The following is a 26,179-nucleotide window of genomic DNA, read 5'->3' as shown; positions in this document are numbered from 1 at the left end:
AACGTACAGTGACCGACTCCCGTGACACCCGCATCGCCGCCGCCTCCGGCGTTCTACTACCTGACCAATTTCGAGCGTGCGCTGACCTGGCTCGGCGAGCGCTACGACGACGTGCTCGACGCCAGCGAGCGGGCCTTCCTGCAGGCCTTCGCGGCGCTGCCGCAGGCGTCGCGCGCGCTGCTCGTGCGGATGCTGATGCGCAATGGGCCGGACTTCCGCGCGAGCAAGCTCCGGTATGACGAGATCGGCTGCGCGCTCGACGCAGCCGCGCCGCTTGTCGCGCTCGGCTGGGTCGATCCGGCGCCGCCGTTGACGCTCGACGAAATCTTCGCGTTGTCCACCAAGGCCGAACTGCTGCGGATGTTCCCGGTGCTGGGCGCGCATGCGGGCGCGCGCAAGACCGAATGGCTCGACCTGCTGCGGCCTGCGCATGACGTTGCGCAACCGTTCGACGCGTGGTTTGCGGGGGGCATCCAACTGGCAGCTGTCGATTTGGAAGGCGACCAATCTGCGGCCGTCGATTCGGAGCGAGCGCAACCCGCGGCCGCCAATCCATCGGACGTCGACCGCGTGCTGCGCGTGACGGTCGGCCCGCTGTGCGACCGGCTGCGGCTGATGTTCTTCGGCAATCTCTACCAGGACTGGAGCGAATTCGTGCTCGCCGATCTCGGCGTGTTCCAGTATGAAAGCGTGCCGTTCGCGCCGTCGTCGCGCGCTTTCCAGCAGCGCAGCGATGTCGATACGTATCTCGCGCTGCATGCGTGCCGCACCGCGCTCGACGCATGGCCCGACGATGCACCGTTCGACCCGCTCCTCGACCTGATCGACACGGTCGATTGCGTGCAGCCGTGGCTCGCGACGCGCCGCGCGAAGCTGCTGTTCACGCTCGGCCAGACGTGCGAGCGCCGCCAGGCTTGGCCGCTCGCGCTCGATGCCTACGCGCGCAGCGCCTGGCCCGGCAGCCGCCACCGGCGGATCCGGGTGCTCGAACGCTGCGGCCGCGACGACGATGCGCTCGCGCTGGCGCTCGATGCGCGCGACGCGTTCGAAAGCGACGAAGAGCGGCAGCGCGTCGAACGGATGCTGCCGCGGCTGCAGCGCCGTCTCGGCCGCGCGGTCGAGCGGGCGGCCGCAGCGCGCGACGTGCCGCGCGAAACGCTCGTGCTCGTGCGCCCGGACGCATTCGAGAGCGTCGAATTTGCGGTGCGCGACCATCTCGCGCACCCCGGCGCGCCGGTCCATTACGTCGAAAACACGCTGATCAATTCGCTGTTCGGCCTGCTGTGCTGGGAGCCCGTGTTCGCGGCGGTGCCGGGCGCGTTCTTCCATCCGTTCCAGCGCGGGCCGGCCGACCTGCATGCGCCCGATTTCGCCGCGCGTCGTGCGGGCGCGTTCGACGCGTGCTTCGCGCAGCTCGATTCCGGCGCGTATCGCGACACGATCCAGCGTCATTACGCGACGAAGATGGGCGTGCAATCGCCGTTCGTGTTCTGGGGCGTGCTGAGCCCGGCGCTGCTCGACGAAGCGCTTGCCTGCCTGCCGCCCGAACATCTGCGCCTCTGGTTCGCGCGCCTGCTCGCGGACATTCGCAGCAATCGCTCGGGGCTCCCCGATCTCGTGCGGTTCTGGCCCGGCGAACGGCGCTACGAGCTGATCGAGGTGAAAGGGCCCGGCGACCGGCTGCAGGACAACCAGACGCGCTGGCTCGGCTACTGCATCGCGCACGGGATGCCCGTGCGCGTCGTCGACGTCGAATGGGCGGGCGGCGCAGTCACGCACGCCGATGCGGCGGGGTTGTCCGCATGAGCTATGTCGTCGCGGTGCGGGCGATGTGCGAGTTCACCGCGCGGCGCGGCGACCTCGACCTGCGCTTCACGCCCGCGCCGACCGCGCTCGAGGGCATTGCCGGGCACGGCACGGTGACGTCGAGGCGCGGCGCGCGCTACGAGGCCGAGATTCCGCTGACGGGCACGTGGGGCACGCTCACCGTGCGCGGTCGCGCCGACGGCTACGATCCGGTGTCGAACCGTCTCGAGGAAATCAAGACCTATCGCGGCGACCTCGACGCGATGCCCGCCAATCATCGCGCGCTGCATTGGGCACAGGCGAAGGTGTATGCGCATCTGCTGTGCGACACGCGCGGGCTCGCGGAAATCACGGTCGCGCTGATCTATTTCGACATCGTGTCCGAGCGCGAGACCGTGCTCACGGAAACGCTGCCGGCGAGCGCGCTCGCCGCATTCTTCGCCGAGCAATGCACGTGCTTCGTCGGCTGGGCCGAACGCGAGACCGCGCATCGCGACGCGCGCGACGCAGCGCTGCGCGCGCTGCAGTTTCCGCACGGGCAATTCCGCAGCGGCCAGCGCGAACTGGCGGTCGCCGTGTATCGGGCCGCGCGCGACGAGCGCTGCCTGCTCGCGCAGGCGCCGACCGGCATCGGCAAGACGCTCGGCACCGTGTTTCCGCTGCTGAAGGCTTGCGGCGAAGGCGAACTCGACCGCATCTTCTTCCTGACCGCGAAGACGCCCGGCCGCGCACTCGCGCTCGATGCAGCGACGACGCTCGGCGCGGGCACGCCGGCGCTGCCGCTGCGCGTGCTCGAACTCGTTGCGCGCGACAAGGCGTGCGAGCACCCGGACAACGCGTGCCACGGCGAATCGTGTCCGCTTGCGCGCGGCTTTTACGACCGGCTCCCGGCCGCACGCGACACGGCGATCGGGAAGGGGCGGCTCGACCGTGACACGGTGCGCGCGGCGGCGCTCGAGCACGACATCTGTCCGTACTACCTCGCGCAGGAGCTTGCGCGCTGGTCCGACATGGTGATCGGCGACTACAACTACTACTACGACGGCAGCGCGATGCTGCATGTGCTCGCGCAGCAGAACCAGTGGCGGATCGGCGTGCTCGTCGACGAGGCGCACAACCTGCTCGACCGCGCACGCAAGATGTACAGCGCGTCGCTCGACCCGTTCGATTTCGCGGCCGCGCGCGACGCGGCGCCGGCCGGGCTGCGCAAGGCGTTCGAACGGCTCGGCCGCGCGTGGGGGGCGCTGAACCGCGCACAGGAGACCCGCTACGCCGCGTATCCCGACATCCCCGGTTCGCTCGTGTCGGCCGTGCAGAACCTCGTTGCCGCGATCGGCGAGCACCTGGCCGACGCGCCGCGCACCAATGGCGACGCATTGCTGCGGTTCCATTTCGAAGCGATCCAGTTCGGCGCGCTCGCGGACGCGTTCGACGACGCATCGATCTTCGACGTGACGCTGCACGGCGAGCCGATGCCGCGGCAGCCGGCGCTCGACGGCGTCGCGCCGGCCGGCCGCCGGCGCCGCGCGCAATCGACGCTGTGCGTGCGCAACGTGATCCCGGCCGGATTCCTCGCGCCGCGTTTTTCCGCCGCGCGGGCGACCGTGCTGTTCTCCGGGACGCTGAGCCCGTTCCATTTCTATCGCGATACGCTCGGGTTGCCCGAAGACACGGGCTGGCTCGACGTCGACGGGCCGTTCCGCGCGGAGCAGCTCAGCGTGCGGGTGGCGAGCCACGTGTCGACGCGCTGGCGCGATCGCGACCGGTCGCTCGCGCCGATCGCCGACCTGATCGCCGCGCAGTACGCGGCGCGGCCCGGCAATTACCTGAGCTTCCTGAGCAGTTTCGACTACCTGCAGCGCGTCGTTGCGCTGATGCGGGAGCGCCACCCGGACGTGCCGGTGTGGGCGCAGGCGCCCGGCATGGCCGAGGCGGAGCGCGACGCGTTCCTCGCGCGTTTCGACGCGGGCGGGCGCGGCGTCGGGTTCGCGGTGCTCGGCGGCGCGTTTTCGGAAGGCGTGGATCTTGCGGGCGAACGGCTGATCGGCGCGTTCATCGCGACGCTCGGGCTGCCGCAGGTCAACGACGTGAACGAGCAGATGCGGCGCGCGATGGACGCGCGTTTCGGTAACGGCTACGACTACATGTACCTGTATCCGGGGTTGCAGAAGGTCGTGCAGGCGGCCGGGCGCGTGATCCGCACCGAGCACGACGAGGGCGTCGTGCACCTGATCGACGACCGGTATCGCCGTCGCGAGGTGCGCGCGCTGTTGCCGCGCTGGTGGCGGATCGGCTGACTGCGATGAACGGGCGGGCGCGTATCGTGCGCCGGCATGTATGGACACGCAGCGGGACGCACGGAGACGCATCGACATGCGCGGAGACGCATGGACACGCGCGGACTGGCGACATGGAAGGCGCGCCAAGCTTGCGCGCCACGTCGTATTCAGAGCACGTTCAGCATCGCGAGCGCCGTTTCCTGCAGATGCGGCAGCACGCGCCGCACGGCGGCGTCGGTCGTTTCCGCGCCGATCGGCATGTTGGTGCTGAGCGCGGCGACGACTTCGCCGTGACGGTTCTTCAGCGGCACCGCGATGCCGCGCACGCCGACCTGCAATTGCTGTTCGATCGCCGCGAAACCGTCGTCGCGGGCCCGGTCGATCTGTTCGAGCAGGCGGGCCTTGTTGGTGATCGTATGCGGGGTGAACGGCGGCAGCTCCGCGCCATCGAGCCACGTGCGGACCGCGTCGCGGTCCGGCAGGTGCGCGAGCAGCACGACGCCCGGCGACGTCAGCGGTGCCGGCACGCGTGCACCGAGCACGAAGCCCGTCGTCATCACGCGCGACACGCCGTTGCGCGCGATGAACACCAGTTCCCATTCGTCGAGCACGCTGACGTACGCCGATTCGTTCAACGTCGCGCTCAGTTGCTGCAGGTACGGCTGCACGGTGCGCGGCAGGCGCGCGGAATCGAAGTACGACCAGCCGACCCGCAGCACGCGCGGCGTGAGGCCGTACAGCTTGCCGTCCGTGTACACGTAGCCGAGCGATTCGAGCGTCAGCAGGTAGCGGCGCGCGGCGGTGCGGGTGAGGCCCGTGCGCGCGGCGGCCTGCGTCGGCGTCATGCGCGCGTGCTGGCTGTCGAACGCCTCGAGGATCATCAGGCCTTTTTCGAGGCCGGCAATCCAGTCGCGCTTGTCGAGTTCGGCCTTTTTCATTGGAGCAAAACCATCAGGGGTGGGGCGGCGATCGCGCGTATGGGGGCGATTATCGCGCAAATCGGTGGGCGGTTGATCGATGCTCGGAGCGACCCGTACCCGTCGGATCCACTCGACACCGACCTGGGTCAGCGGCCGAGCAATCCCGCGCGCGGCACGACCGCCGTGATGCTCTACGGCATCGACCACATGGGTGCGGGCGATGTCGATTGCGGCGAAGGGGATTGAAGCAGGGGGCAGCGGCCGGCATCGCATGACCAGCGGAAGATCTTGCAGCCGTTCAGGCAGGGACTGACCGGCAGCCTGTCGAAGCTGCCGGTCGAAAGCGGAATGCGCGGACAGCCGGACCGCGGCGCGAACGTCAGATGCGCCGCGTCAGGACCAGCCTCATTCGCCGCTCGTCCACTCGACGTTCGCGCCGACCGAACGCAGGTTCTCGACGAAATGCGGATGCGCGCGGCGGATTGGCAGCGCGTTCATGATTTCCGAACGCCCTTCGATGCTCGCGGCAACCATCAGCAGCGCGATCGCGACGCGGATGATGTACGGGCTCTCGACGCGCGCCGGCGTAAGCTTCAGCCCGCCGAACGTAATCAGCCGGTGCGGATCGGACAGCAGCACGTGCGCGCCGAACTTCGACAGTTCGCCCGACCAGCCGAGCGCGCCGTCGTACACCTTGTTCCAGAACATCGCGCTGCCTTCCGCGCGCACGCCGAGCGCGATGAAGATCGGCAGCAGGTCGACCGGCAGGTACGGCCACGGCGCGGCTTCGACCTTGGTCAGGATGTTCTGCGTGAACGGCCGGCGCACGCGCAGCGGGCCGTCGCGTTCCGCGCGGGACCAGCCGTCGCGGTGCGTGACCTGCACGCCGAACTTCGCGAACGTGCGGTCGATCAGCGGGAAATGCTCGGGCGACGAGTTGCGCACGACGATGTCGCCGCCCGTGATCGCACCGAGTGCGAGGAACGTCGCGATCTCGTGGAAATCCTCGGCGAAGCGGAATTCGCCGCCGCCGAGCCTGGCACCGCCGGTCACGCACAGCCGCGACGTGCCGATGCCGTCGATCCCGACGCCGAGCATCGCGAGGAACTGCGAAAACTCCTGCACGTGCGGTTCGGACGCGGCGTTCATCAGCGTCGACGTGCCGGCTGCGGCGGTTGCGCACAGCGCGAAATTCTCGGTGGTCGTCACGGACGCATAGTCGAGCCAGTGGTCGTTGGCCTTCAGCGGACCGTCCGAACGCACGATCAGCGAATCGGGCGTGCGCTCGATGTGTGCGCCGAAGCGCTCGAACACCTCGACGTGCGGGTCGATTTCGCGCACGCCGAGCGTGCAACCCTTCACGTCGTTCTCGAGACGGGCGACGCCGAAGCGCGCGAGCAGCGGCGGGATCAGCATGATCGACGAGCGCATTGCCTCGGGCAGCCGGTGAACGGCCGGATCGAAGCGGGTGTCGCGGTGATGGAGCTCGAGGATGCCGGTGTCGAAATCGATCGACACGTCGCTGCCGAGCGTGCGGAAGATGTCGAGGATCTTGCGCACGTCGGTGATGTCCGGCACGCCGACCAGCCGCAGCGGCTGGTCGGTCAGCAGGGTGGCGCACAGGATCGGCAGGACGGCGTTCTTGTTGGCGGACGGCGTGATGTCGCCGCGCAGCGGGTTGCCGCCGTGGACGATGAGATTCGACATGATATGGGGGCGTATCGGTGACTGACGTAGGCCCATATGATGCCATCGCTCGGCAACGACGGTGAAAAGTGCAGGCAGGATGTGGGGAGATAAGGGCAGGGTTTGACAGTCTTTGACGTCGTCTGCTGCGTTGGCACTGCGTTGGATAATGCACGCCGTGCGCGACGGGATCCGGCGCGGAGGACCGGCGGCGGGACGGGCGGACATCCCCGCTGGCTGCGCGGCTGCCCGTGCTCGTTCGTGCGTGAGCGGTGTACCGGCTTACCGGCTTACCGGCGTACTGGCCGCCGAGCAGTTGGCCGATCGGTCGAAGTGCGCGATTATCATTCAAATTCAAGGGCCTATGGAGCGCTGCTCGGGTTTGCGCCAGACGGGGAGGTCGGCCACGGATGTTGCTGACGATGACTGTCCGTTCGGCCGAGGTGTTCCCATGTGAACGGTTTGGTTAAAATCTGCCCCATTGAAAACGTCGCGCGTCCCGGGCAGCATGTCCGCAGGCCGCGCATGCCGGGCCGCGAAGCGGCACCGGCGCACTGTCATCGACCCGCTTGCCCCCGGAGACTGGAATGCTTGGCAATCATCCCCCCCTGTCCAGCGACACGCCGCCCGTCGTCGATCCGGCCGCCAATCCGCTCGGGATGGCCGGCCTCGAATTCGTCGAGTTCGCGGCACCGGTGCCGGACGCGCTTGCGCAACGCTTCGAGCAGCTCGGCTTCAAGGCGATCGCGCGGCACGTCAGCAAGGCCGTCACGCTGTACCGGCAAGGCCAGATGAACTTCCTGATCAACGCGGAGCCGGATTCGTTCGCCGCGCGCTATGCGGAAGAGTATGGAATGGGCGTCTGCGCGATCGGGCTGCGGGTCGCCAATGCGCGGCGCGCGTTCGAGCGTGCGATCGAGCTCGGCGCATGGGCGTTCGAGGGCGAGCGAATGGGCGTCGGCGAGCTGAAGATTCCGGCGATCCAGGGCATCGGCGATTCACACCTGTATTTCGTCGACCGCTGGCGCGGGAAGGGCGGCCAGCGCGGCGGCGTCGGCGACATCTCGATCTTCGACATCGACTTCCGGCCGATCGACGTCGCCACCGCGCATACCGATCTCGATTTCGCGGGCACCGGGCTGCAGCAGGTCGACCATTTCACGCAGACTGTCGGCGCCGGACGGATGCAGGAATGGCTGGATTTCTACCACGACCTGCTGTATTTCCGCGAAATCCATCAAATCGACGCGCACTGGCACGTTTCGGAAGAGTCGCGCGTGATGGTATCGCCGTGCGGCGCGGTGCGGATCCCCGTGTACGAAGAAGGCACGCGGCGCACCGAACTGATGCACGCGTACCTGCCCGACCATCCGGGCGAGGGCGTCCAGCACGTCGCGCTCGCAACCGACGACATCCTCGCGTGCGTCGATGCGCTGCGCGCGAACGGCGTCGAGTTCATCGAGCCGCCGGCGCGTTACTACGACGACGTCGACGCGCGGCTGCCGGGGCACGGCCTCGATCTCGACGCGCTGCGCCGCCGCGCGGTGCTGGTCGACGGCGAGACGGACGGCGACGGCCCGCCGCGGCTGTTCTTCCAGACCTTCGTCAAGCGGCGGCCGGGCGAGATCTTCTTCGAGATCGTCCAGCGGCACGGGCATCACGGGTTCGGCGAAGGCAACCTCGCCGCGCTCGCGCGGGCGCGCGACGCGGGCTGACAGCATTCGCCCCCGGCGCGATCGACCGCGCGTCGGCTGTCGCCAGGCCGGCTAGAGGCCGCCGGTGTCGCCGTGCCGGTCGGTCGTTCAGGAGCTCAGGAGCTCAGGTGCTCGGGTGCTCAGGTGCTCAGCCGCTCAGTCGCTCAGTGCTCAGTGCTCAGTGCTCAGTGCTCAGTGCTCAGTGCTCAGTGCTCAGTGCTCAGTGCTCAGTGCTCAGTGCTCAGTGCTCAGTGCTCAGTGCTCAGGCGATCAGCCGCCCGCGGCCGGCATCCGGTTCGGCGCCGGATCGTTCGGCGGATGCAGCGCGCACGACGTGCCGCCCGGCGTATACATCGACACGACGCAGCGGTTGCACGACGTGCAGCCCGACTGCTCGCTGCGGCCGTCGCGCAGCCGGTTCACGAAATCCGGCTCGAACATGAGCGCGCGCGCCATCGCCACCGCATCGAAGCCGTCTTGCAGCGCGCGGGCGACGTTGTCGCGCGAGCGCACGCCGCCGAGATACGCGAGCGGCATCCGCACCGCCGCGCGGACCTTGCGCGAGTGCTCGAGGAAGTACATTTCGCGAAACGCGCCCATCTTCGGCTCGGTGAGCTTTTGCAGCGCCATCGCGGCGCGCACGATCGCGTTGTCGGCGTTCGCACGCGCGTCGCCGGGCAGCGGGCTGCCGAACAGCTGCCACACCGATTCGACGTTCATCCCGCCGCTCAGCACCAGCAGGTGCGCGCCTTCGGCCTCGAGCCGTCGCGCGGCCTCGCACGCGTCGTCGGCCGTGCCGCCGCCGCGCACGCCTTCGGTCACGCCGATCTTGCAGACCACCGCGAGATCGCGGCCCACCGCATCGAGCACACGCCGCAGCACCTCGACCGGAAACGCCGCGCGCCGCGCCGCGTCGCCGCCGTAGGCATCGCGTCGGCGGTTATAGAGCGGCGACAGGAACTGGCTCAGCAGGTAGCCGTGGCCCATGTGGATCTCGACCGCGTCGAAGCCTGCATCGCGCGCGCGGCGCGCGGCCTGCGCGAACGCGTCGGCGACGGACGTCATCTGGTCGCGTGTCATCGCCTGCTTCAGGAACCGGCCGCTCATCAGGCCGACCTTGTTGATGCCGCCCGACGCGCTGAGCGGCCGCGGCGTCGACAGCGATGGCAGGAACGTGAAGCAGCCGCCGTGCGTAATCTGCGCAGACGCCGCCGCGCCATGGCGATGGACCGCATCGGTCAGCGCGCGGAAGTGCCGGACGGTCGGTGCGTCGAGCTGCGCCTGGTCGACGAACGTGCGGCCGTCCGGGCTGACCGCGCAATACGCGACGGTCGTGAGCGCCGCGCCGCCTGCCGCGATGCGCTCGTGAAACTCCACGAGCGCGCGCGACGGCACGCCGTTCGGCGCCATGCCTTCGTTCGTCGCGGATTTGATCACACGATTGCGCAGCGTCAGCGGGCCGACGCGCAGCGGGCTGAAGGCAAGGGAAAGGTCGTCGGAGGGCATGTCGGGCGATGGAAAGTATCTGACACGCGATGCATTGTGCGGCGCTGGCGGCTGCACGCATCGTCCGGTTGGACGAGGGTGCGTGCTGCGTGCCGGGATGGCGGCTCACCCGGCGCGCCGCCGACGCAGCGTCGGGCGGCAAGCGCGACGGCCGATCGACGATCTATTGCATCCGGGCCAGCCGGCGGCTCTGCTGCCGCATCCCCTCGAAGATGGCGTCGGCGACATCCGCCGGATAATCCGCCGGGAGCGTCGCCGACACGTCGCCGATCACCGCATCGGTCCGGCCGACCACGGCCGAGATCGCTGCCCGCACATCGTCTTCCGGCATGCCTGTCCGCAGACCTTGCGCAATCCAGTGGCGTTGCTGAACCTCGTGAATCGCGTAGTGCCGGTTTTTGCCGCGCACGGCCATCGCGAGCCTGGCTCTCTGCGGCGCAAGCCGATTCCTGCCGGTTCCGATGATCGGATGCGCCGACAGCACGTCGTAGAGCGGGGTCGCCTTGTAGGCGTTGCCGGGCAGGTGCGCAATGCTGAAGTTCTTCGCATGGCCGTCGATCGCCGCAAGCACCCAGAACACGATCTGAGCGACGAAGAAATTCATGCGGTCGGCTGCCGGGTTCGCCGATTTCGACAGGATTGCCATGATCGTCTCGATTCCGGGGCCGCCATCCGACTCGTATTTCATGCCCGGTGGCGTCCCGGTCGCCTGGCACATGTCCTCCTGCGGCAGCCGCAGGATCCATCTCCGGTCCGACGACAAGCGCCGATCGAAACGCTCGACGACGAGCGCTTTCTGATCGTCGAACCGGCCGATTTCGCAACGGGCGACCGGGAGTCCATAAGCCGCGACGATGCGCGAACACAGCCATTCGTTTTCGACGGATGTCCGCATATCCGCCCGCATGTTGCCGACCAGCCCCATCGGAAGCTTGAAGATATGCGTCGTCGGCGTGCTTCCACCGGGCAAGAGCCAGCGGTCATCCTGCCGCAGCAGGGCGGTTTTCTCTTGGGCACCGGCGATCGACAGACGCAGGTCGGCGGTCATTTCCGGCTGACCGGCCAGCGGTGCAGCAGTCGCATCGCGCAGGACGGCCGCGATTTGCGCTTCGTCGAGCGATTCGCCGGCGATCGTTTCCAGATCGGCCGGCTCGTCGCCCGGAGGAAGCAGTTGAATGGCGCCGACGCAATCCCGCCCGATCGAGGTCAGCAGCGTGAACGGATCGGCGGACGCGAGACGATACCGTGACGCGATACGACGGCGGATCGCGTGACTGTCCGGCAGCAGGTTGTCGAAGTAGTCGGTCACGACAGCCCCTTGATGGGGCTGATTGCCGGGCGTGAAGGGCAGGGACAGCGACAACGGACGGCCCTGCGGATCGTCGATCCAGTCCTGCCGATAGACGAGGCGTTCGGCGCCCTGCCTGACCTCCCAATAGCCGACCGGGATGCCGTTCATCCACACGTCGAGATGGCGAACGCGTGCGCGCGCCGGCATCGTCACCAGTCCTCCCGTTTCGTGATGCGCTTCCGCGGCGATTTCGCTGCTTTCGTGCCGGTCGGCGCAGCTTCGCGGGCCTCGACCGTGGTTTCCGGGCGACCGTGGGCCGTCTTGTACGGACGCAATCCGGCCACTTGCTTCCGGCTGCTGTCATTCGAGGTCGCGGCGGCGGCGGTCGCCGTATCGTCGCGGGTTCGCTCGGTGGAGCGGGAAGTGATGGCACCGGGGGGCTGCTGGCCGAGGATCAGGTCGACCTCGAGCATCTGCAGAACCTTGAACAGACGCTCCACGCTGACGGCCGTCGGATCGGCTTCCAGCTTCGCGTAGCTCTGTTGCGTGATCCCGAGGCGGGCGGCCAGTCGGGCTTGCGTGAGCCCCGCCGACTTTCGGAAACCGACAAGTATCGGACGCAACTGGCTCAAGGTCTGAATCGGAAATTGCACGGCGGCTCTCCACGGCACGACAGCCGATCGGCTGTATTCAACGATAACAGCCTATTGCATGTATTTCAAAAAAACAAGCAATAGGCTGTATTCGTGAAATACAACCAAAAGGCTGTTGCACCTGTCCGTCGAGCGCATTCAGTTCGACGCGTGCGAATGACCTGCACGCGACCGCGACCGGTTCGGGCGACGCGTTACGCCGCCCGCCGCCCGATCCCCTGCGCGAGTCGCGCCATCTCCGGATCGTCGTCCCCGAGCGGGATGAACGCCATGATCTCCAGATCGTGCCCCGATAGCGCCGGCAGCCGGAACGGGCTCGACAGCACGTTCAGCCGCCGCACCCCGAGATCGCGCAGGATTTGCGAGCCGATGCCGGTCGCCCGGCCGTCGCGGCGCATGCCGCCCGCCGGCGCACGCGCATGGTCGCTGTGCAGGTCGCAGTCGAGCAGCACCGCGACCCCGCAGCCGGCCGCGTCGATTCGCTGCAGCGCCGCGTGCAGCGGCCACGAATGCGCGGACGGCTCGGCGTCGAGCAGGTCGAGCAGCGAGTGGCATTCGTGCACGCGCGTCAGCACGGGCGTCGCCGGATCGGGCTCGCCGCACACGAGCGCGAGATGCGGCGCGCCGTGCACGGTGTCGCGATACTCGATCGCGCGAAACCGTCCCCACGGCGTGTGCAGCGGCCGCTCGCCGACGCGCTCGACGAGCGATTCGTGTTCGCGCCGGTAGTGGATCAGGTCGGCGATCGTGCCGATCTTCAGCCCGTGATGCGCGGCGAACGCCTGCAGGTCGGGCAACCGCGCCATCGTGCCGTCGTCGTTCATCACCTCGCAGATCACCGCGGCCGGCGTGAGGCCCGCCAGTGCGGCGAGGTCGCAGCCGGCCTCGGTATGTCCCGCGCGGACGAGCACGCCGCCGGGCCGCGCGGCGATCGGGAACACGTGGCCGGGCTGCACGAGATCATCGGGCCGGGCACCGGCGCGCACGGCGGTACGGATCGTATGCGTGCGGTCGGCGGCCGAGATGCCGGTCGTCACGCCGTCGGCTGCCTCGATGCTCACCGTGAACGCGGTGCCGAACGGCGTGCCGTTGTGATCGGCCATCGGCGGCAGCCTGAGCTGCGCGCATCGTTCGGCGGTCAGCGTCAGGCAGATCAGGCCGCGCCCGAAACGCGCCATGAAATTGATCGCGTCCGGGCTCACGTGGTCCGCCGCGATCACGAGGTCGCCTTCGTTCTCGCGATCCTCTTCGTCGACGAGCAAGACCATGCGGCCCGCGCGCAACTCGTCGACGATCTCCCGGGTGCTGGCGAGCGTCATCGCGCCTCCGCTGCCGCGAACGCGCGGCGCAGTGCGTCGGCGGCGAACGTCAGCGCGCGGTCGGCGGCGTCGACCGCGCCGAGCATGCTCGCGAAGCCGTGCAACTGGCCCGGCCAGCGCACGAGCGTGACCGGCGTGCCGGCCTGCGCGAGGCGTGCCGCATACGCTTCGGCCTCGTCGCGCAGCGGGTCGAATTCGGCGCTGACGATCGTCGCGGGCGGCACGCCGGCGAGATCGGGCGCCGCCAGCGGGCTCGCGAGTGGCGACGCGCGGTCAGCATCGTCGCCGAAATAGTGGCGCTTGAACCAGCGCATCATGTCCGCGGTCAGGAAAAAGCCGTTGGCGAACGATTCGTACGACGAATGTTCGGTCGCGCAATCGACGACCGGATACAGCAGCACCTGGTGCGCGATCCGGACGCCCGTGCCGCGCAGTTGCTGCGCGGCAACGGCCGCGAGATTGCCGCCCGCACTGTCGCCTGCCACCGCGAGCGCACCGTCGCGCGCGCCGAGGTCGCGCGCGCTCGCCGCGGCCCAGCGCACCGCGTCGCACGCATCGTGCGCGGCCGCCGGAAAGCGCGCCTCGGGCGCGAGCCGGTAGTCGACCGACAGCACGAGCGTGCCGGCGCGCTGCGCGAGGCTGCGGCACAGGTTCGCGTGCGAATCGATCCCGCACGACACGAAGCCGCCGCCGTGGAAGAACACGGTCAGCGGCAGCGGGCCGTCGGCATGCGGACGGTAAAGGCGAGCGGGCAGCACGTGGCCCGATGCGGGAATGCGCCAGTCTTCCTCGGCGGCGATCGCGTCGCCGGGCCCGAATGCGCCGCCCGCCGCGAGACTCGCGCGGTAGGCGGGAACGGTCAGTTGATTGAAATCGATTGCGGGCGCCTGCGCGAACGCGGTCAGCAACGCCTGCGCCTGAGGGTCGAGCGGCATCGGAACTCCTGTCTGAATCGGGTGCGGATCGAATCAGGTATACCCGCGTCGCGGTTTACCCGAGATCGCGCCGGATGCTTGCCGGCGCGGCCTGACGGGCATTCCAGCGCAGCGGCCCGGGCCTTACATCGTCCGATCGGACGATGGTGGCTTTGGCCGGATAGCGAAAGCTTCGTCTTCAGTAGATATCCCGATGACGCCGAAATTTGGACGCGTCTTAATGTCGGCGGCGCGGTTGAATCGAACTGAGCCGAGTCGCATGGAGGATGGAGCGTGCTGATGGAGACACGATGGGCTCCGCAAGAGAGCCAATCAACGATGGAGGCGGCCGGCCTCGGCGTCGCGGAGTTCAGCGAACTGATGGCGCGGATTTATCAGGGACCGCTCGAGACGCCGCCGTGGGCGGGCGCGCTCGAACTGGTGCGCCGCTGGCTCGACGCGAACTATGTGACGTTGATCCTGCGCGCGGCCGCGAGCGACCGCCGCGCGCCGCTGTCGGTGCACGCGTCGGAATTCGGGCCTGTCGTGCCCGGCGACGGCGAGACGTCGTATAACACGTACTACTATTCGCTCGATCCGTTCATCGGCCTGCCGGCCGATCGCGTCGTGACGGCCGACGAAGTGTTCGGCGAAACGGGCTGGCTGTCGAGCGAGTTCTACAAGCAGTTCCTGCTGCCATCGGACGTGCGCCACATCCTCGGCGCCGACCTGCGCACGCTGTCCGGCGTCGAGTGCCGGTTCCGCGTGTGCCGCAAGCATGCGTCGGCGCCGTTCTCGGCGCGCGACAAGGCGATCTGCGGACTCCTGCTGCCGCACCTGAAGCGCGCGGTCGAACTGCATTCGCGGCTCGACACGGCCGAAGTCGAACGGTCGATCTACGCGAACGCCGTCAACCGGATGCAGGTCGGGATGATCACGCTCGACGAAAAGGGCGCGATCATCGACATCAACGGCGTCGCTGACGAGATCCTCAAGCAGGGCAACGGCCTGTGCGTCGCGCGCGGCACGATCGAGGCGACCGATGCGCAGGAGAACAGAACGCTGCAGCGGCTGATCCGCCATGCGGTGATGGGGCACCACGGCACCGCGTCCGCGATCGTCGAGGCGATGCCGATTACGCGCAGCTTCGACAAGCCGCGCCTCGGGCTGCTGGTGCGCACGATCCTGCTGTCGGATTGGTCGGAGGACAACAAGCGGAGGCCGGCCGTCGCGCTGCTGCTGCGCGATCCGGACCGCAAACCGCAGGGCGCGCAGGAGATCATCCGCAAGCTGTTCGACCTGACACCCGCCGAGACGTCGCTCGCGCTGCTGCTGACGAACGGGATGACACTCGAGGAAGCAGCAGAGGAATCGGGCATCAGCAAGAACACGGCGCGCACGCATCTGCGCGCGATCTTCTCGAAGACGGGCGTCACGCGCCAGGCGACGCTCGTGCGGATCCTGCTCGGCAGTGTGGTGCCGCTGGGTTGAGGGAGCGGGGAGCGGGGCAGATGACGCGCGCCACCGCGATGTTCCGCCCCCGGCGGCCGCCGGGTATCGCGCGTCCCGCCGCCGCTTGCGACTACGTGTTCCGTTGCGGCTGCAGCGAACCCGGAGCGAATTCTCTCCGGCAATGCCGCTGATGCGATAGCTGCCGCGCAACGACAGAACACAGTGGCCCGCCGTGCGGCCCGATGCACGGGCCGCACGACCTCAAGCCGAATCCCGCGCGCCCCCGGCGTTCACGCCGCCCGTTTCTGCGAAATCACCAGCAGCGCGCCGTTGCGATCCTCGAGCACCGCACGATACTCGTGCGGCCCCGCCTGCACGGGCACGCGTACCGATGCGCCGGCCTTCACGACGCGCGCCATCGCCGCATACAGATCGTCATCCTCATCAACCCGCAGCGTCAGCGCCGCGCGCTCGACGATCTGCTCGTCGCCCGCGACCAGCGCGATCGTCAGCGGCCCGCCGTCGAGCGCGCAATAGCGGTCGCCGTCCCGGAACTTCACGTTCAGCCCCAGGCCGTCGACGAACAGCGGCAACGCCGTGTCGATGTCGTCGACCGGATACAGCAGCATCGAAACCTTCATCCGTCGTCTCCCTTGTCGTGAATTGTGGTGACGCGGCGGGTACGCCGCCGCCCGACGATCGTAGCGCGGCCCCGTCCGGTCGCACGCAGTCCGTTCGGATGACGGTGAAACCCCTCTGTCCGCGAACCTGCCCCGTTACTCCAAACAGACGATGCCCGCGCCCGCGCGCGCGCCGACACTCCCATCCGTGGACCGTCGCTATCCGTCTGCGTGCCGCAGGCGGCGTGCGCGACCCCGACCCGTCCAACATACATGGAGACGCACGCAATGAAGTTTTCCCTCATCTACGAAGCCCAGACCACCGACGCGTCGCGCGAAGGCGACCACCGCGTGTTCCAGGAGACGGTCGAACAGGCGCTGCTCGCCGAGCAGGTCGGCTTCGACACGATCTGGTGCGTCGAGCACACGTCGCTGACCAACTATGCGCACATGAGCGCGCCGGAGACGTTCCTCGCGTACCTCGCCGGCCGCACGACGCGCATCGGTCTCGGGCACGGCGTCGTCTGCCTGCCGCCGGCGATGAACCATCCGATCAAGGTGGCGGAGCGCGTCGCGCTGCTTGACATCCTGTCGGGCGGCCGCGTGCATTTCGGCGTCGGCAAGGGCGGCAGCCAGCAGGAGGCAGGCGCGTTCGGCTACGAGCTCGACAAACTGCAGCCGATGATCGACGAATCGATGTACCTCGTGCCGAAGATGTTCGTGCAGGACGAGATCGAGCACGACGGCACCTACATCAAGATCCCGAAGCGCCCGATCCATCCGAAGCCGTTCCAGGATCCGCATCCGCCGATGTATCTCGCCTGCACGAACACCGACGCGCTGCTGCGCGCGGGCCAGCGCGGCATGGGCGCGCTCGTGCTCGGCTTCGGCGGCCCGGACGAAGTCGCGAAGAAGAACCAGGTCTACCGCGACGCTTGGGCGACCCGCAAGCCGGAAGACCAGGTCGGCTTCCGTCCGACCCAGCATCTCGCGGCGCTGTGCCCGACGGTCGTGCTCGCGGACGGCCAGAAGGCCCGCAAGATCGGCATCCGCGGCCAGCGCTACTTCATGGAATCGCTCGCGTACTGGTACACGGGCGGCGAGCGCCCGGACCCGTCGAAGTGGGGCGACGACCTCGTGCAGGCCGACAGCGGCGAATTGGTGATCCGCTCGCGCTTCGCGTCGGAGGAAGTGGTCGTCAATTTCGCGGACCCGGCGCTCGCGATGATGAACCCGAACCACGCATACGGCACGGTGGACGACTGCATCGGCTACGTCGGCCGCCTGCAGGAAGCGGGGGTCGACGAAGTGCTGTTCCTGTGCCAGATGGGCACGGTGCCGCACGACGCGCAGATGGAGACGATCCGCAACATCGGCGAGCACGTGATCCCGTTCTTCAACGGCGACGCGCAACGCAAGTACGCATGACGCGCGGGCCGCGCCCGTCGTCCTTTCGGACGATGCGGCGCGCGCGTCCGGCGAAGAACATCGATCGCAACAACAACCGGGCGCGGCGGGGCCGCGCCGAACAACCCCGTATGGGACCCGGGCCGGCGCCCAGCGCCGACACGGGTCGACAGGAGACATTCGTGCATCGCGACAACGATTCGAACGCATTGGCCGCCACGCTGATCGCGCGGGCGGAAGCGCTGGCCCCGGTGCTTGCCGGGCGGGCGGCGCAGGCTGACGCGCAGGGCCGCATTCCGGCTGAGACGGTCGCCGACATGCAGGCCGCCGGCTTCTTCAAGGTGCTGCAGCCGAAACGCTACGGCGGCTATGAGCTCGATCCGCAGACGTTCTTCGACATCCAGATGGCGCTCGCGCGCGGCTGCATGTCGACGGCCTGGGTGTACGGCGTCGTCGGCGTGCACAACTGGCAGCTCGCGCTGTTCGACGAACGCGCGCAGCAGGACGTGTGGGGCCACGATGCGTCGACGCTGATCGCGTCGACCTATATGCCGGTCGGCCGCGTGACGCCGGTCGACGGCGGCTTCCGGCTGTCCGGCCACTGGAAGTTCTCGAGCGGCAGCGAACTGTGCGACTGGGTGTTCCTCGGGGCGCTGGTGCCGCCGGCGAAGGCGGGCGAGCCGCCCGAATACCGGACGTTCCTGCTGCCGAAGGCGGACTACCGGATCGAGCTGGACTGGGACGTGCTCGGGCTGCGCGCGACGGGCAGCCACGACATCGTCGTCGACGACGTGTTCGTGCCCGCGTACCGCACGCACAAGGCGGTCGACGGGATGATGGGCACGAGCCCGGGCCTGGCCGTCAACGACGCGCCGCTGTTCCGGCTGCCGTTCGCGCAGATCTTCGTGCGCGCGGTGTGCACGTCGTGCATCGGCGCGCTGCAGGGCGCGCTCGACGATTTCACGTCGTACGCGGCGACGCGCGTGTCCGCGAACAGCGGCACGAAGACCACCGACGATCCGGGCGCGCAGGGCGCATGTGCGAACGCCGCGGTCGCGATCGACGAGATGCGCGTGCTGCTCAAGCGCAATTTCGCCGAGCTGATGACGGCTGCGAACGGCGGCCCGGCCGTGTCGATCGAGCGGCGCGTGCATTTCCGCTACCAGTCGGCCCAGGTGGCCGAGCGCTGCGCGCAGGCGGCCAATGCGCTGTTGCGCTACGCGGGCGGCAACGGCATCTATCACCGCAATCCGCTGGTGCGCCGCTTCCTCGACCTGCATGCGGCGCGCGCGCATTACGCGAACAACGTCGACCGTTTCGGCCAGAACCTCGGCGCCGTGATGCTCGGCCGCGAGAACACGGACTACTTCATCTGACGAGGCAGCGATGAGCGACGCGCAAGCGCAGCAATACGCATTCGACGTGATCGTCGTCGGCTCAGGCGCGGGCGGCCTGCTCGCGGCCTGCCGCGCGGCGGACCGCGGCCTGTCCGTCGTCGTGATCGAGAAGACCGGCCTGTACGGCGGCACGTCCGCCGTGTCGGGCGGCGGGATCTGGATACCGTGCAATCACCACATCGCCGAGCTCGGCGCGACCGACACGCGCGACGCGGCGCGCCGCTATCTCGACGCATGCACGGCAGGCGCTACGCCCGCCGACAAGCTCGACGCGTACCTCGACCACGCGCCGGAGATGCTGCGCTACCTGGAGACGAAGACGCCGGTGCGCTACCAGGCGCTGCCGAAATACGCGGACTACTTCCAGAAGCTGCCGGGGGCGATGCCCGGCTATCGCGCGCTCGACCCGATGCCGTTCGACGGCGCGCAACTCGGCGACGAATTCGCTCGGCTGCGCCCGCCGTCGCCCGGCACGCTGATCGGCGGCCGCGTCGCGGTGACGTCGAAGGAAGCACACACGCTGTTTTCGCGCGGCCCCGGTTTCATGAAGCTTGCGCTTGCGCAGTTCGGCCGCTACTGGCTCGACTTGCCGGCGCGCCGGCGCACGCGCCGCGACCGGCGCCTGACGCTCGGCAACGCGATCATCGGCGGGCTGCGCCGCGCGCTGCTGGAGCGCAACGTGCCGGTCTGGCTCGACACGCCGATGCGGGACCTGCTCGACATCGACGGTCGCGTGACGGGCGTGCGTGCGCAGCGCGCGGGCCAGCCGGTGACGATCGTCGCGCGGCGCGGCGTGATCCTCGCGGCGGGTGGCTTCGAGCGCAACCAGCCGATGCGCGAGCGCTACCTGCCGCAGCCGACCCGCGCGCAGTGGAGCGCGACGCCGCCTGCGAATACGGGCGACGCGATTGCCGAAGGCCACCGGCTCGGCGGCGCGCTCGCGCTGATGGAGCACGTGTGGGGCGCGCCGACGGTCGGCGTCGCGGGCGAGGAAAAGCAGCGCGCGCTGTTCGTCGAGCGCAACCTGCCGGGCTGCGTGATCGTCAACGGCCTCGGCAAGCGGTTCGTCAACGAGGCCGCGCCATATTCGGAATTCGTGCCGGCGATGTACCGCGACCACGCCCGCACCGGCTCGAACGTGCCGGCCTGGATGGTGTTCGACGCGCGCTTCCGCCGCAAGTATCCGTGCGGGCCGATCATGCCGGCGTCGATGATGCCCGATGCACGCATTCCCGACGCATTCCGCGACGTGCTCGTGAAGGCGGACACGGTCGACGCGCTCGCCGCGCGGATCGGCATCGACGCGGCCGGCCTGCACGGCACGCTGCGCGACATGGCGCGCTACGCGGCGACCGGCATCGACGACGAATTCGGCAAGGGCGACAACCTGTTCGATACCTACTACGGCGATCCGCAGGTCAAGCCGAACCCGTGCCTCGGGCCGATCGACGAGGCGCCGTTCTACGCGGTGCGGATCGACGCGGGCGACATCGGCACGAAGGGCGGGCTCGTCACCGACGCGCTGGCCCGCGTGCTGCGCGACGACGGCACCGCGATCGACGGCCTGTACGCGATCGGCAACACGAGCGCGTCGGTGATGGGCACGAGCTATCCGGGCGCGGGCTCGACGCTCGGGCCGGCAATGACGTTCGGCTTCATCGCCGCCGACCACCTGGCCGCGCAGGCGGCCGGCCCGGAACACCCAGCCGGCCGGCTCGTCCGGCCATTCACGAAAGAACTAGACGGAGCAAGATCATGACCGACCTCACCACCCATCCGTTGCGCACGGACATGCTGCTCGCGATGCGCCGCCTCGCGCGCTCGGTCACCGTCATCAGCAGCACGCACGGGGGGCGCCGCTACTCGATGTCCGCGACCGCGGTCGATTCGCTGTCGACCGAACCGCCGTCGCTGCTGATCTGCATCAACCAGAGTGCGTCGCTGTTTCCGCCGCTCGATGCGGGCGCGGCGTTCTGCGTGAACGTGCTGTCCGCGCGCCACGAAGGGATCGCGATCGACTGCAGCGGCCGCCTGAAGGGCGAAGCGCGCTTCACGACCGGCGACTGGCAGACGTCCGCGCTCGGCGTGCCGTACCTGCGAGACGCGCAGGCGAGCCTCGTCTGCGAGCAGGACGGCCGCTTCGAATACGGCACGCACACGGTGTTCATCGGACGCATCCGGGAAGTGCTGATGAGCGGCGACGTCGATCCGCTCGTCTATCTCGACGGCGCCTACACGACGCCCGGCGCGCCCGCCAGCCGCGCGGCCGCATGAGACTTGAGCCGCGCGCTCCATTGATACGGAAGACACGAAACATGGCAGACAGATTGAACGGCAGGATCGCGATCGTCACGGGCGCGGCGAGCGGCGTCGGCAAGGCGACCGCCACGCGCCGCGCGTGGGAACAGGGCATCGACCCGCAGGGCCGGCTCGCGCTGCCGGAAGACATCGCAAACCTGGCGCTGTTCCTTGCGTCCGACGAGTCGCGCTTCATCAACGGCGGCGAATACCGGATCGACAACGGCCAACTCATCATGGGCCTCGCCTGAGGAGCCTCGCCATGGACGATTCGCGCTTCCACCGGCTGACCGTCGCCGCCGTGATCGCCGAAAGCGACGATGCATGCTCGTTCGTGTTCGACGTGCCCGCCGCGCTGCGCGACGCGTTCGCGTACCGGCCCGGCCAGTTCCTGACGCTGAACGTGCCGTGCGGCGACACCGTGGCCGCGCGCTGCTATTCGCTGTCGAGCGCGCCGGGCATCGATGCCGCGCCGAAGATCACGGTCAAGCGCGTGCGCGACGGCCGCGCGTCGAACTGGCTGTGCGACCGCGTGCGCGCGGGCGACGCGCTCGACGTGCTGCCGCCCGCCGGCGTGTTCACGCCGCGCACGCTCGACGCCGACCTGCTGCTGTTCGCGGGCGGCAGCGGCATCACGCCGGTGCTGTCGATCCTGAAGTCCGCGCTCGTGCACGGGCGCGGGATGCTGACGCTGATCTATGCGAACCGCGACGAGCGTTCGGTGATCTTTCGCGACGAGCTGCAGCAGCTCGCGCAGCGCCACCCGGGCCGTCTGCGCGTGACCCACTGGCTCGACAGCGTGCAGGGCGTGCCGCAGCAGCGGCACCTGGAAGAGCTCGCGCGGCCGTTCAGCCAGCAGGAGACGTTCATCTGCGGGCCCGCGCTGTTCATGGAGAACGCGCTCGCCGCGATGCTCGGGCTCGGGCTGCCGCGCTCGCGCGTGCACGTCGAACGTTTCGCGTCGCTGCCGGACGCGGCGAGCGTGAAGCCGGACGAGGCAGTGGCCGGCGGCTCGGGCGCCGCGGACGGCAACGGCTCATGCGCCGCCGCGATCGAGACCGTGCTCGACGGCACGTCGTTCGCGTTCGACAGCCAGCCGGGCGAAACGCTGCTCGACGCGATGCTGCGCGCGGGGGTGTCCGCACCGAACTCGTGCCGGATGGGGCAGTGCGGCGCGTGCATGTGCCGGATCGAACGCGGCGAGGTTGCGCTCGACGGCAATCACGTGCTCGACGACGACGAACTCGCGGCCGGCTGGACGCTCGCGTGCTGTGCGAAACCCGCGAGCGATGCGCTGCGGGTCGTATTTCCCGATTGAGCCATTGCGCCATCCTGCGCGGCACGCGCGGGCGGCATTCCTTGCGACTCCGTGCAAATTCTTGCAAAAACGACGATGACGGACAACGAAGCCTTGACCACCCCCGCGCTGATCGCGCGGGCCGCCGCGCGCCACGGCGCGCATCCGGCGATCGAGTCGGAAGCGGGCCGGCTGACCTATGCGGAACTCGACGCGGCCCGGCTCGAAGCGGCGCGCGCGCTGCTCGCGGCCGGCATCGAGCCCGGCGACCGGGTCGCGATCTGGGCGCCGAACCTGCCGCTGTGGATCGTCGCGGCGCTGGCGATCCACACGGCCGGCGCGGTGCTCGTGCCGGTCAATACGCGGATGAAGGGGATGGAGGTCGGCGGCATCCTGCACGACAGCGGCGCGCGCCTGCTGTTTTGCTGCGGCACGTTCCTCGGCGAATCGTATCCGGCGATGCTCGAGCCGTATCGGCCGGCGACGCTCGAACACGTCGTCGTGTTCGACCGTGAGCCGCCCGGGCGCCCGCATCCGCATGAAGAGACGTGGGACGCGTTCATTGCGCGCGCCGCGCGGGTTCCGCTCGATGCGGTCCGTGCGCGCGAGGCGGGCGTGACGCCCGACACCGTGATGGACCTGATGTTCACGTCCGGCACCACGGGCCGCCCGAAAGGCGTGATGACCGCGCACGGCCAGAACCTGCGCGCCGCGCAGGACTGGGCGCGCATCGCCGGCGTGCGGCAGGACGATCGCTACCTGATCGTCAACCCGTTCTTCCACACGTTCGGCTACAAGGCCGGCTGGCTCGCCGCGCTGTCGAGCGGCGCGACGGTGCTGCCGCATCTCGTGTTCCAGCCCGACGACGTGCTGCGCCGCATCGCCGACGAGCGCGTGTCGGTGCTGCCGGGGCCGCCGACGCTGTACTACGCGCTGCTCGATGCGCCGGCGCGCGGCACGCGGGACCTGTCGTCGCTGCGGATCGCGGTGACGGGCGCGGCGGCGATCGCGCCGAGCCTGGTCGAACGGATGCGCGCGGAGCTCGGCTTCGAGACCGTGCTGACCGGCTACGGGCTCACCGAGTCGTGCGGCTTCGCGACGCTGTGCCGGCACGGCGACGATGCCGCGACGGTCGCGTCGACGTCGGGCCGGCCGATGCACGACGTCGAGGTCCGCATCGCCGGGCCCGGCGGCGTCGCGCTCGGGCCGGACGAGACGGGCGAGATCTGGGTGCGCGGCTACAACGTGATGCGCGGCTACTTCAACCAGCCCGACGCGACGCGCGAAGCGATCGACGCCGACGGCTGGCTGCATACCGGCGATCTCGGCTGCGTCGACGCGAACGGCAACCTGAAGATCACCGACCGGATCAAGGACATGTTCATCGTCGGCGGTTTCAACTGCTATCCGGCCGAGATCGAGCGACTGCTCGCCGCGCATCCGGCGATCGCGCAGGCCGCGCTGATCGGCGTGCCCGACCCGCGGCTCGGCGAGGTCGGGCATGCGTACGTCGTGCTGCGGCCCGGCATGCGGCTCGACGCGGACGAACTGAACGACTGGGCGCGGCGCAACATGGCCAACTACAAGGTGCCGCGCCATGTCACGTTCGTCGATCGGTTGCCGACGAGCGCGGCGGGGAAGGTGCTCAAGTATCGGTTGCGGGCGGGGTCCGACGCGGCGGTGTGACGCGGCGCGGACCGGCGGCGCCGGGTTCGCGGTGTCCGCGATGCGTGCAGATGCGCGTTGACGGGCAGCCACCCGATACCACGCAGCAGCGACCAAGGAGAAACGGATGAACAAAACGCGGTTTCCGGAGGGCGCAGCCCTCGTCTTCGGCGGCAGCGGCGGCATCGGGCAGGGCGTCGCGATCGAATTCGGGCGGGCCGGCGTGCCTGTCGCGGTTGGTTATCGCAGCAAGGCTGACGTGGCGGAGCGCGTCGCGCGCGAGATCCGCGACACGGGCGTGAAGGCCAGCACGCACGCCGTGGACGTCACCGATCCGGCGCAGGTCGAAGCCGCGCTCGCAGCGGCGATCGCCGCGCATGGCCGCGTTCACACGCTCGTCTGGGCGGCGGGGCCGCTCGTGAACCAGCGCCATATCGGCGACATGACGCACGACGACTGGCGGCGCGCGATCGACGTCGAGACGATGGCCTTCTGCGTGGCTTTGGTATCAACACCCCCTCGGGCCACGTAGAGCCGCTTGGATAGGCTGCGAATCTCGTGGAAGCTCGGCGCATCGTCACCCGTGACGCCGGCCAGTTCCCGCGCCTCTGCGAAGTACACGGACAGGCCCGTGATGCTCACCGGATCGCCGTGCTTCGTCCATGCCTGCTGCAGGACATGATGGATCAGGTACTTGCTGACGACGCCGGTCGCTTTGCAGCGGCTGTACGACGACGGGTACGAAGTGACGGCGGTAGCGCTTGCGAAGCTGTGACGGATGATCGTCAATCGACCACGACGCTGGGCGCGCGCTCGCGCAAGCGGCCGGCCCAGCCGTAGAACCGCGCGCGGAACGGCACCTCAACGGCCACGTGCACGAGCTGCGTGATGAAGAAGGTAAACACAAGGAAGGCCGCAATCCCGACCGCCTGCATGGTGAATGAGTGCTGCGCGTTGACCACACTGCCGAATGCCTGCAGAAATACGGCATGGGTCAGGTACAGCGAATAGGAGACGCGGCCGAGGTATTGAAACGGCCGCATGCTGAACAGCGCGGCGACCGCCCCGCGATCCTCCGTCAACGACGCGATCAGCGCGACAAACACGACCGGCGCGGCGAGCGCGAGTCCGGGCGCGCGATCCGCATACACAACAAACCCGACCGATGCGGCGAAGATCGCGATCTGCGCGAAGCGCCCGCGCAGCGCGCGGAAGAGCGCCGCGCCGCGATATTCCGCGATCAACGCCCCCCCGAAGAATCCCACCAGGCAACGCGCCCACCCGAAGCTGTACGTCATGTCGAAGCAGGATCCTGTTCGCAGGCAGTGCGACGGGCCGACAGACACCCAGATCGCGAGCGCGTATCCCGCCGCCGCAGTGGCCGCGAATGCGGCAATGCGCGCCTTCCCATGCAGCGCCAGACACATCGCGCCGAACAGCAGGTAGATGTAAAACTCGTCGCCGGCCGACCATGCAGAGCCGTTGCCGATGTAGCGATCAAACAGGTTCAGCCCTTGCGACATCGTGACGAGCGCCACTGTTTCGCCCGACGACGGGATGTCGAGCGGATAGTAGTGGCCAGCGCGCGTCATTGAGGCAAGCAGGCTGTCCGTGACCAGGTACTGCATCGCCGTCGCGACGACGAAGACCGGCCAGATCCGGCCGAACCGTCGGACGATGAACGCGCGCGCTTCCCCCGCGTCGTCAAGCTTGGCGCTGTACGCCGTGCTGATCACGAACCCGCTCAAAACGAAAAACAGGTCGACGGCGAGGTAGCCGTTTTGGGTGGCGTCGAGCCACGAAACCCAGAAGTGCGCATGAAAGAAGACGACGAGAAGCGCAGCGGCGCCACGCAACCCCTCGAGGCTGAGATTGGTCGTTCTCATTGTTGGTCCCCGTTCTCTTTGGTATTTCTGCTGATGATCTGTTTATATTGGATAGGCGGGGCGTCCTCAATCTCCCATAGGGAAAGCCA

22 protein-coding genes are annotated in these 26,179 nt (G+C 68.8%); 13 read left to right on the top strand and 9 right to left on the bottom strand.

The window, feature by feature from the left end; genetic code table 11:
• Window positions 1-21: 21 nt before the first annotated feature.
• Both ACV22Z_RS11585 and ACV22Z_RS11580 read left to right on the top strand, forming a co-directional pair.
• A complete protein-coding gene (locus ACV22Z_RS11585; protein WP_448076444.1) occupies window positions 22-1,806 on the top strand; it encodes a VRR-NUC domain-containing protein in 1,785 nt (594 codons plus the stop codon).
• Window positions 1,803-4,103, top strand: coding sequence for an ATP-dependent DNA helicase (locus tag ACV22Z_RS11580; RefSeq protein WP_448076443.1), 2,301 nt, complete (start codon window positions 1,803-1,805; stop codon window positions 4,101-4,103). Before ACV22Z_RS11585 ends, ACV22Z_RS11580 begins: the two co-directional genes overlap by 4 nt.
• A gap of 149 nt (window positions 4,104-4,252) precedes the next feature.
• Here the strand turns inward: ACV22Z_RS11580 and ACV22Z_RS11575 are convergent, their stop codons facing one another.
• Complete coding sequence (locus tag ACV22Z_RS11575) at window positions 4,253-5,023, bottom strand: IclR family transcriptional regulator domain-containing protein (RefSeq protein WP_448076442.1); 771 nt, start codon at window positions 5,021-5,023, stop codon at window positions 4,253-4,255.
• A gap of 39 nt (window positions 5,024-5,062) precedes the next feature.
• Between ACV22Z_RS11575 and ACV22Z_RS11570 the strand changes: the two genes are divergently transcribed.
• Complete coding sequence (locus tag ACV22Z_RS11570) at window positions 5,063-5,251, top strand: hypothetical protein (protein ID WP_448076441.1); 189 nt, start codon at window positions 5,063-5,065, stop codon at window positions 5,249-5,251.
• A gap of 159 nt (window positions 5,252-5,410) precedes the next feature.
• Here ACV22Z_RS11570 and ACV22Z_RS11565 read toward each other — a convergent pair whose 3' ends face one another.
• The gene (locus ACV22Z_RS11565) at window positions 5,411-6,712 is read right to left on the bottom strand and encodes a UDP-N-acetylglucosamine 1-carboxyvinyltransferase (protein ID WP_448076440.1); all 1,302 of its coding nucleotides are present in this window, start codon (window positions 6,710-6,712) and stop codon (window positions 5,411-5,413) included.
• Between the two features lie 566 nt (window positions 6,713-7,278).
• On the opposite strand from ACV22Z_RS11565, the gene ACV22Z_RS11560 reads away from it, so the two are divergent.
• On the top strand, window positions 7,279-8,406 hold the full coding sequence (locus ACV22Z_RS11560; protein WP_448076439.1) for a 4-hydroxyphenylpyruvate dioxygenase family protein: 1,128 nt from the start codon (window positions 7,279-7,281) through the stop codon (window positions 8,404-8,406).
• A 249-nt stretch (window positions 8,407-8,655) separates the two neighbouring features.
• Here ACV22Z_RS11560 and ACV22Z_RS11555 read toward each other — a convergent pair whose 3' ends face one another.
• The 5 genes from ACV22Z_RS11555 to ACV22Z_RS11535 form a co-directional block, all read right to left on the bottom strand.
• Window positions 8,656-9,891, bottom strand: coding sequence for an NADH:flavin oxidoreductase (locus ACV22Z_RS11555; protein WP_448076438.1), 1,236 nt, complete (start codon window positions 9,889-9,891; stop codon window positions 8,656-8,658).
• Between the two features lie 163 nt (window positions 9,892-10,054).
• The gene (locus ACV22Z_RS11550; RefSeq protein ID WP_448076437.1) at window positions 10,055-11,389 is read right to left on the bottom strand and encodes a type II toxin-antitoxin system HipA family toxin; all 1,335 of its coding nucleotides are present in this window, start codon (window positions 11,387-11,389) and stop codon (window positions 10,055-10,057) included.
• Between the two features lie 2 nt (window positions 11,390-11,391).
• Window positions 11,392-11,835, bottom strand: coding sequence for a helix-turn-helix transcriptional regulator (locus ACV22Z_RS11545; RefSeq protein ID WP_448076436.1), 444 nt, complete (start codon window positions 11,833-11,835; stop codon window positions 11,392-11,394).
• Between the two features lie 194 nt (window positions 11,836-12,029).
• Window positions 12,030-13,154, bottom strand: coding sequence for a bifunctional 3,4-dihydroxy-2-butanone-4-phosphate synthase/GTP cyclohydrolase II (ribBA, locus tag ACV22Z_RS11540; RefSeq protein ID WP_448076435.1), 1,125 nt, complete (start codon window positions 13,152-13,154; stop codon window positions 12,030-12,032).
• A complete protein-coding gene (locus ACV22Z_RS11535; RefSeq protein WP_448076434.1) occupies window positions 13,151-14,089 on the bottom strand; it encodes an alpha/beta hydrolase in 939 nt (312 codons plus the stop codon). Before ACV22Z_RS11535 ends, ribBA begins: the two co-directional genes overlap by 4 nt.
• Window positions 14,090-14,368: 279 nt before the next feature.
• On the opposite strand from ACV22Z_RS11535, the gene ACV22Z_RS11530 reads away from it, so the two are divergent.
• On the top strand, window positions 14,369-15,559 hold the full coding sequence (locus ACV22Z_RS11530) for a helix-turn-helix transcriptional regulator (protein WP_448076433.1): 1,191 nt from the start codon (window positions 14,369-14,371) through the stop codon (window positions 15,557-15,559).
• A gap of 251 nt (window positions 15,560-15,810) precedes the next feature.
• Here ACV22Z_RS11530 and ACV22Z_RS11525 read toward each other — a convergent pair whose 3' ends face one another.
• A complete protein-coding gene (locus ACV22Z_RS11525; RefSeq protein ID WP_057925050.1) occupies window positions 15,811-16,161 on the bottom strand; it encodes a VOC family protein in 351 nt (116 codons plus the stop codon).
• A 267-nt stretch (window positions 16,162-16,428) separates the two neighbouring features.
• Here ACV22Z_RS11525 and ACV22Z_RS11520 point away from each other — a divergent pair, with 267 nt between their 5' ends.
• The 8 genes from ACV22Z_RS11520 to ACV22Z_RS11485 all read left to right on the top strand — a co-directional run bounded on the left by ACV22Z_RS11520 (window position 16,429) and on the right by ACV22Z_RS11485 (window position 24,736).
• Window positions 16,429-17,568, top strand: coding sequence for an LLM class flavin-dependent oxidoreductase (locus ACV22Z_RS11520; protein WP_448076432.1), 1,140 nt, complete (start codon window positions 16,429-16,431; stop codon window positions 17,566-17,568).
• A gap of 161 nt (window positions 17,569-17,729) precedes the next feature.
• Entirely contained in the window at window positions 17,730-18,923 is a 1,194-nt protein-coding gene (locus tag ACV22Z_RS11515; RefSeq protein WP_448076431.1) for an acyl-CoA dehydrogenase family protein, read from the top strand.
• Window positions 18,924-18,933: 10 nt separating this feature from the next.
• On the top strand, window positions 18,934-20,703 hold the full coding sequence (locus ACV22Z_RS11510) for an FAD-dependent oxidoreductase (protein ID WP_448076430.1): 1,770 nt from the start codon (window positions 18,934-18,936) through the stop codon (window positions 20,701-20,703).
• Window positions 20,700-21,218 (top strand): flavin reductase family protein, encoded by a 519-nt coding sequence (locus ACV22Z_RS11505; protein WP_448076429.1) that lies wholly within the window; start codon window positions 20,700-20,702, stop codon window positions 21,216-21,218. The genes ACV22Z_RS11510 and ACV22Z_RS11505 overlap by 4 nt, the downstream gene beginning before the upstream one ends.
• Before the next feature lie 41 nt (window positions 21,219-21,259).
• The gene (locus ACV22Z_RS11500) at window positions 21,260-21,493 is read left to right on the top strand and encodes an SDR family oxidoreductase (RefSeq protein ID WP_448076428.1); all 234 of its coding nucleotides are present in this window, start codon (window positions 21,260-21,262) and stop codon (window positions 21,491-21,493) included.
• An 11-nt stretch (window positions 21,494-21,504) separates the two neighbouring features.
• Window positions 21,505-22,560 carry a 2Fe-2S iron-sulfur cluster-binding protein gene (locus tag ACV22Z_RS11495; protein ID WP_448076427.1) on the top strand — a complete coding sequence of 352 codons (1,056 nt, stop codon included), beginning with the start codon at window positions 21,505-21,507 and terminating at the stop codon, window positions 22,558-22,560.
• Between the two features lie 75 nt (window positions 22,561-22,635).
• Complete coding sequence (locus tag ACV22Z_RS11490; protein ID WP_448076426.1) at window positions 22,636-24,225, top strand: FadD3 family acyl-CoA ligase; 1,590 nt, start codon at window positions 22,636-22,638, stop codon at window positions 24,223-24,225.
• Window positions 24,226-24,331: 106 nt separating this feature from the next.
• On the top strand, window positions 24,332-24,736 hold the full coding sequence (locus ACV22Z_RS11485; RefSeq protein ID WP_448076425.1) for an SDR family NAD(P)-dependent oxidoreductase: 405 nt from the start codon (window positions 24,332-24,334) through the stop codon (window positions 24,734-24,736).
• Window positions 24,737-24,989: 253 nt separating this feature from the next.
• Here the strand turns inward: ACV22Z_RS11485 and ACV22Z_RS11480 are convergent, their stop codons facing one another.
• Window positions 24,990-26,090, bottom strand: a complete 1,101-nt coding sequence (locus tag ACV22Z_RS11480) for an acyltransferase family protein (protein ID WP_448076424.1) — start codon at window positions 26,088-26,090, stop codon at window positions 24,990-24,992.
• Window positions 26,091-26,179 lie beyond the last annotated feature (89 nt).

It is taken from the genome of Burkholderia sp. PU8-34, assembly GCF_053427725.1.
Note: the sequence above shows the minus strand (reverse complement) of the source record. Positions and strands in the feature narration are given on the sequence as shown.

Excerpts from the sequence above, each read along its gene's own strand:
- ACV22Z_RS11580 (WP_448076443.1), top strand. The coding sequence starts at position 1,803 with ATGAGCTATGTCGTCGCGGTGCGGGCGATGTGCGAGTTCACCGCGCGG.
- ACV22Z_RS11575 (WP_448076442.1), bottom strand. The coding sequence starts at position 5,023 with ATGAAAAAGGCCGAACTCGACAAGCGCGACTGGATTGCCGGCCTCGAA.
- ACV22Z_RS11570 (WP_448076441.1), top strand. The coding sequence starts at position 5,063 with ATGGGGGCGATTATCGCGCAAATCGGTGGGCGGTTGATCGATGCTCGG.
- ACV22Z_RS11565 (WP_448076440.1), bottom strand. The coding sequence starts at position 6,712 with ATGTCGAATCTCATCGTCCACGGCGGCAACCCGCTGCGCGGCGACATC.
- ACV22Z_RS11560 (WP_448076439.1), top strand. The coding sequence starts at position 7,279 with ATGCTTGGCAATCATCCCCCCCTGTCCAGCGACACGCCGCCCGTCGTC.
- ACV22Z_RS11555 (WP_448076438.1), bottom strand. The coding sequence starts at position 9,891 with ATGCCCTCCGACGACCTTTCCCTTGCCTTCAGCCCGCTGCGCGTCGGC.
- ACV22Z_RS11550 (WP_448076437.1), bottom strand. The coding sequence starts at position 11,389 with ATGCCGGCGCGCGCACGCGTTCGCCATCTCGACGTGTGGATGAACGGC.
- ribBA (WP_448076435.1), bottom strand. The coding sequence starts at position 13,154 with ATGACGCTCGCCAGCACCCGGGAGATCGTCGACGAGTTGCGCGCGGGC.
- ACV22Z_RS11535 (WP_448076434.1), bottom strand. The coding sequence starts at position 14,089 with ATGCCGCTCGACCCTCAGGCGCAGGCGTTGCTGACCGCGTTCGCGCAG.
- ACV22Z_RS11530 (WP_448076433.1), top strand. The coding sequence starts at position 14,369 with ATGGAGACACGATGGGCTCCGCAAGAGAGCCAATCAACGATGGAGGCG.
- ACV22Z_RS11525 (WP_057925050.1), bottom strand. The coding sequence starts at position 16,161 with ATGAAGGTTTCGATGCTGCTGTATCCGGTCGACGACATCGACACGGCG.
- ACV22Z_RS11520 (WP_448076432.1), top strand. The coding sequence starts at position 16,429 with ATGAAGTTTTCCCTCATCTACGAAGCCCAGACCACCGACGCGTCGCGC.
- ACV22Z_RS11510 (WP_448076430.1), top strand. The coding sequence starts at position 18,934 with ATGAGCGACGCGCAAGCGCAGCAATACGCATTCGACGTGATCGTCGTC.
- ACV22Z_RS11505 (WP_448076429.1), top strand. The coding sequence starts at position 20,700 with ATGACCGACCTCACCACCCATCCGTTGCGCACGGACATGCTGCTCGCG.
- ACV22Z_RS11500 (WP_448076428.1), top strand. The coding sequence starts at position 21,260 with ATGGCAGACAGATTGAACGGCAGGATCGCGATCGTCACGGGCGCGGCG.
- ACV22Z_RS11495 (WP_448076427.1), top strand. The coding sequence starts at position 21,505 with ATGGACGATTCGCGCTTCCACCGGCTGACCGTCGCCGCCGTGATCGCC.
- ACV22Z_RS11490 (WP_448076426.1), top strand. The coding sequence starts at position 22,636 with ATGACGGACAACGAAGCCTTGACCACCCCCGCGCTGATCGCGCGGGCC.
- ACV22Z_RS11485 (WP_448076425.1), top strand. The coding sequence starts at position 24,332 with ATGAACAAAACGCGGTTTCCGGAGGGCGCAGCCCTCGTCTTCGGCGGC.
- ACV22Z_RS11480 (WP_448076424.1), bottom strand. The coding sequence starts at position 26,090 with ATGAGAACGACCAATCTCAGCCTCGAGGGGTTGCGTGGCGCCGCTGCG.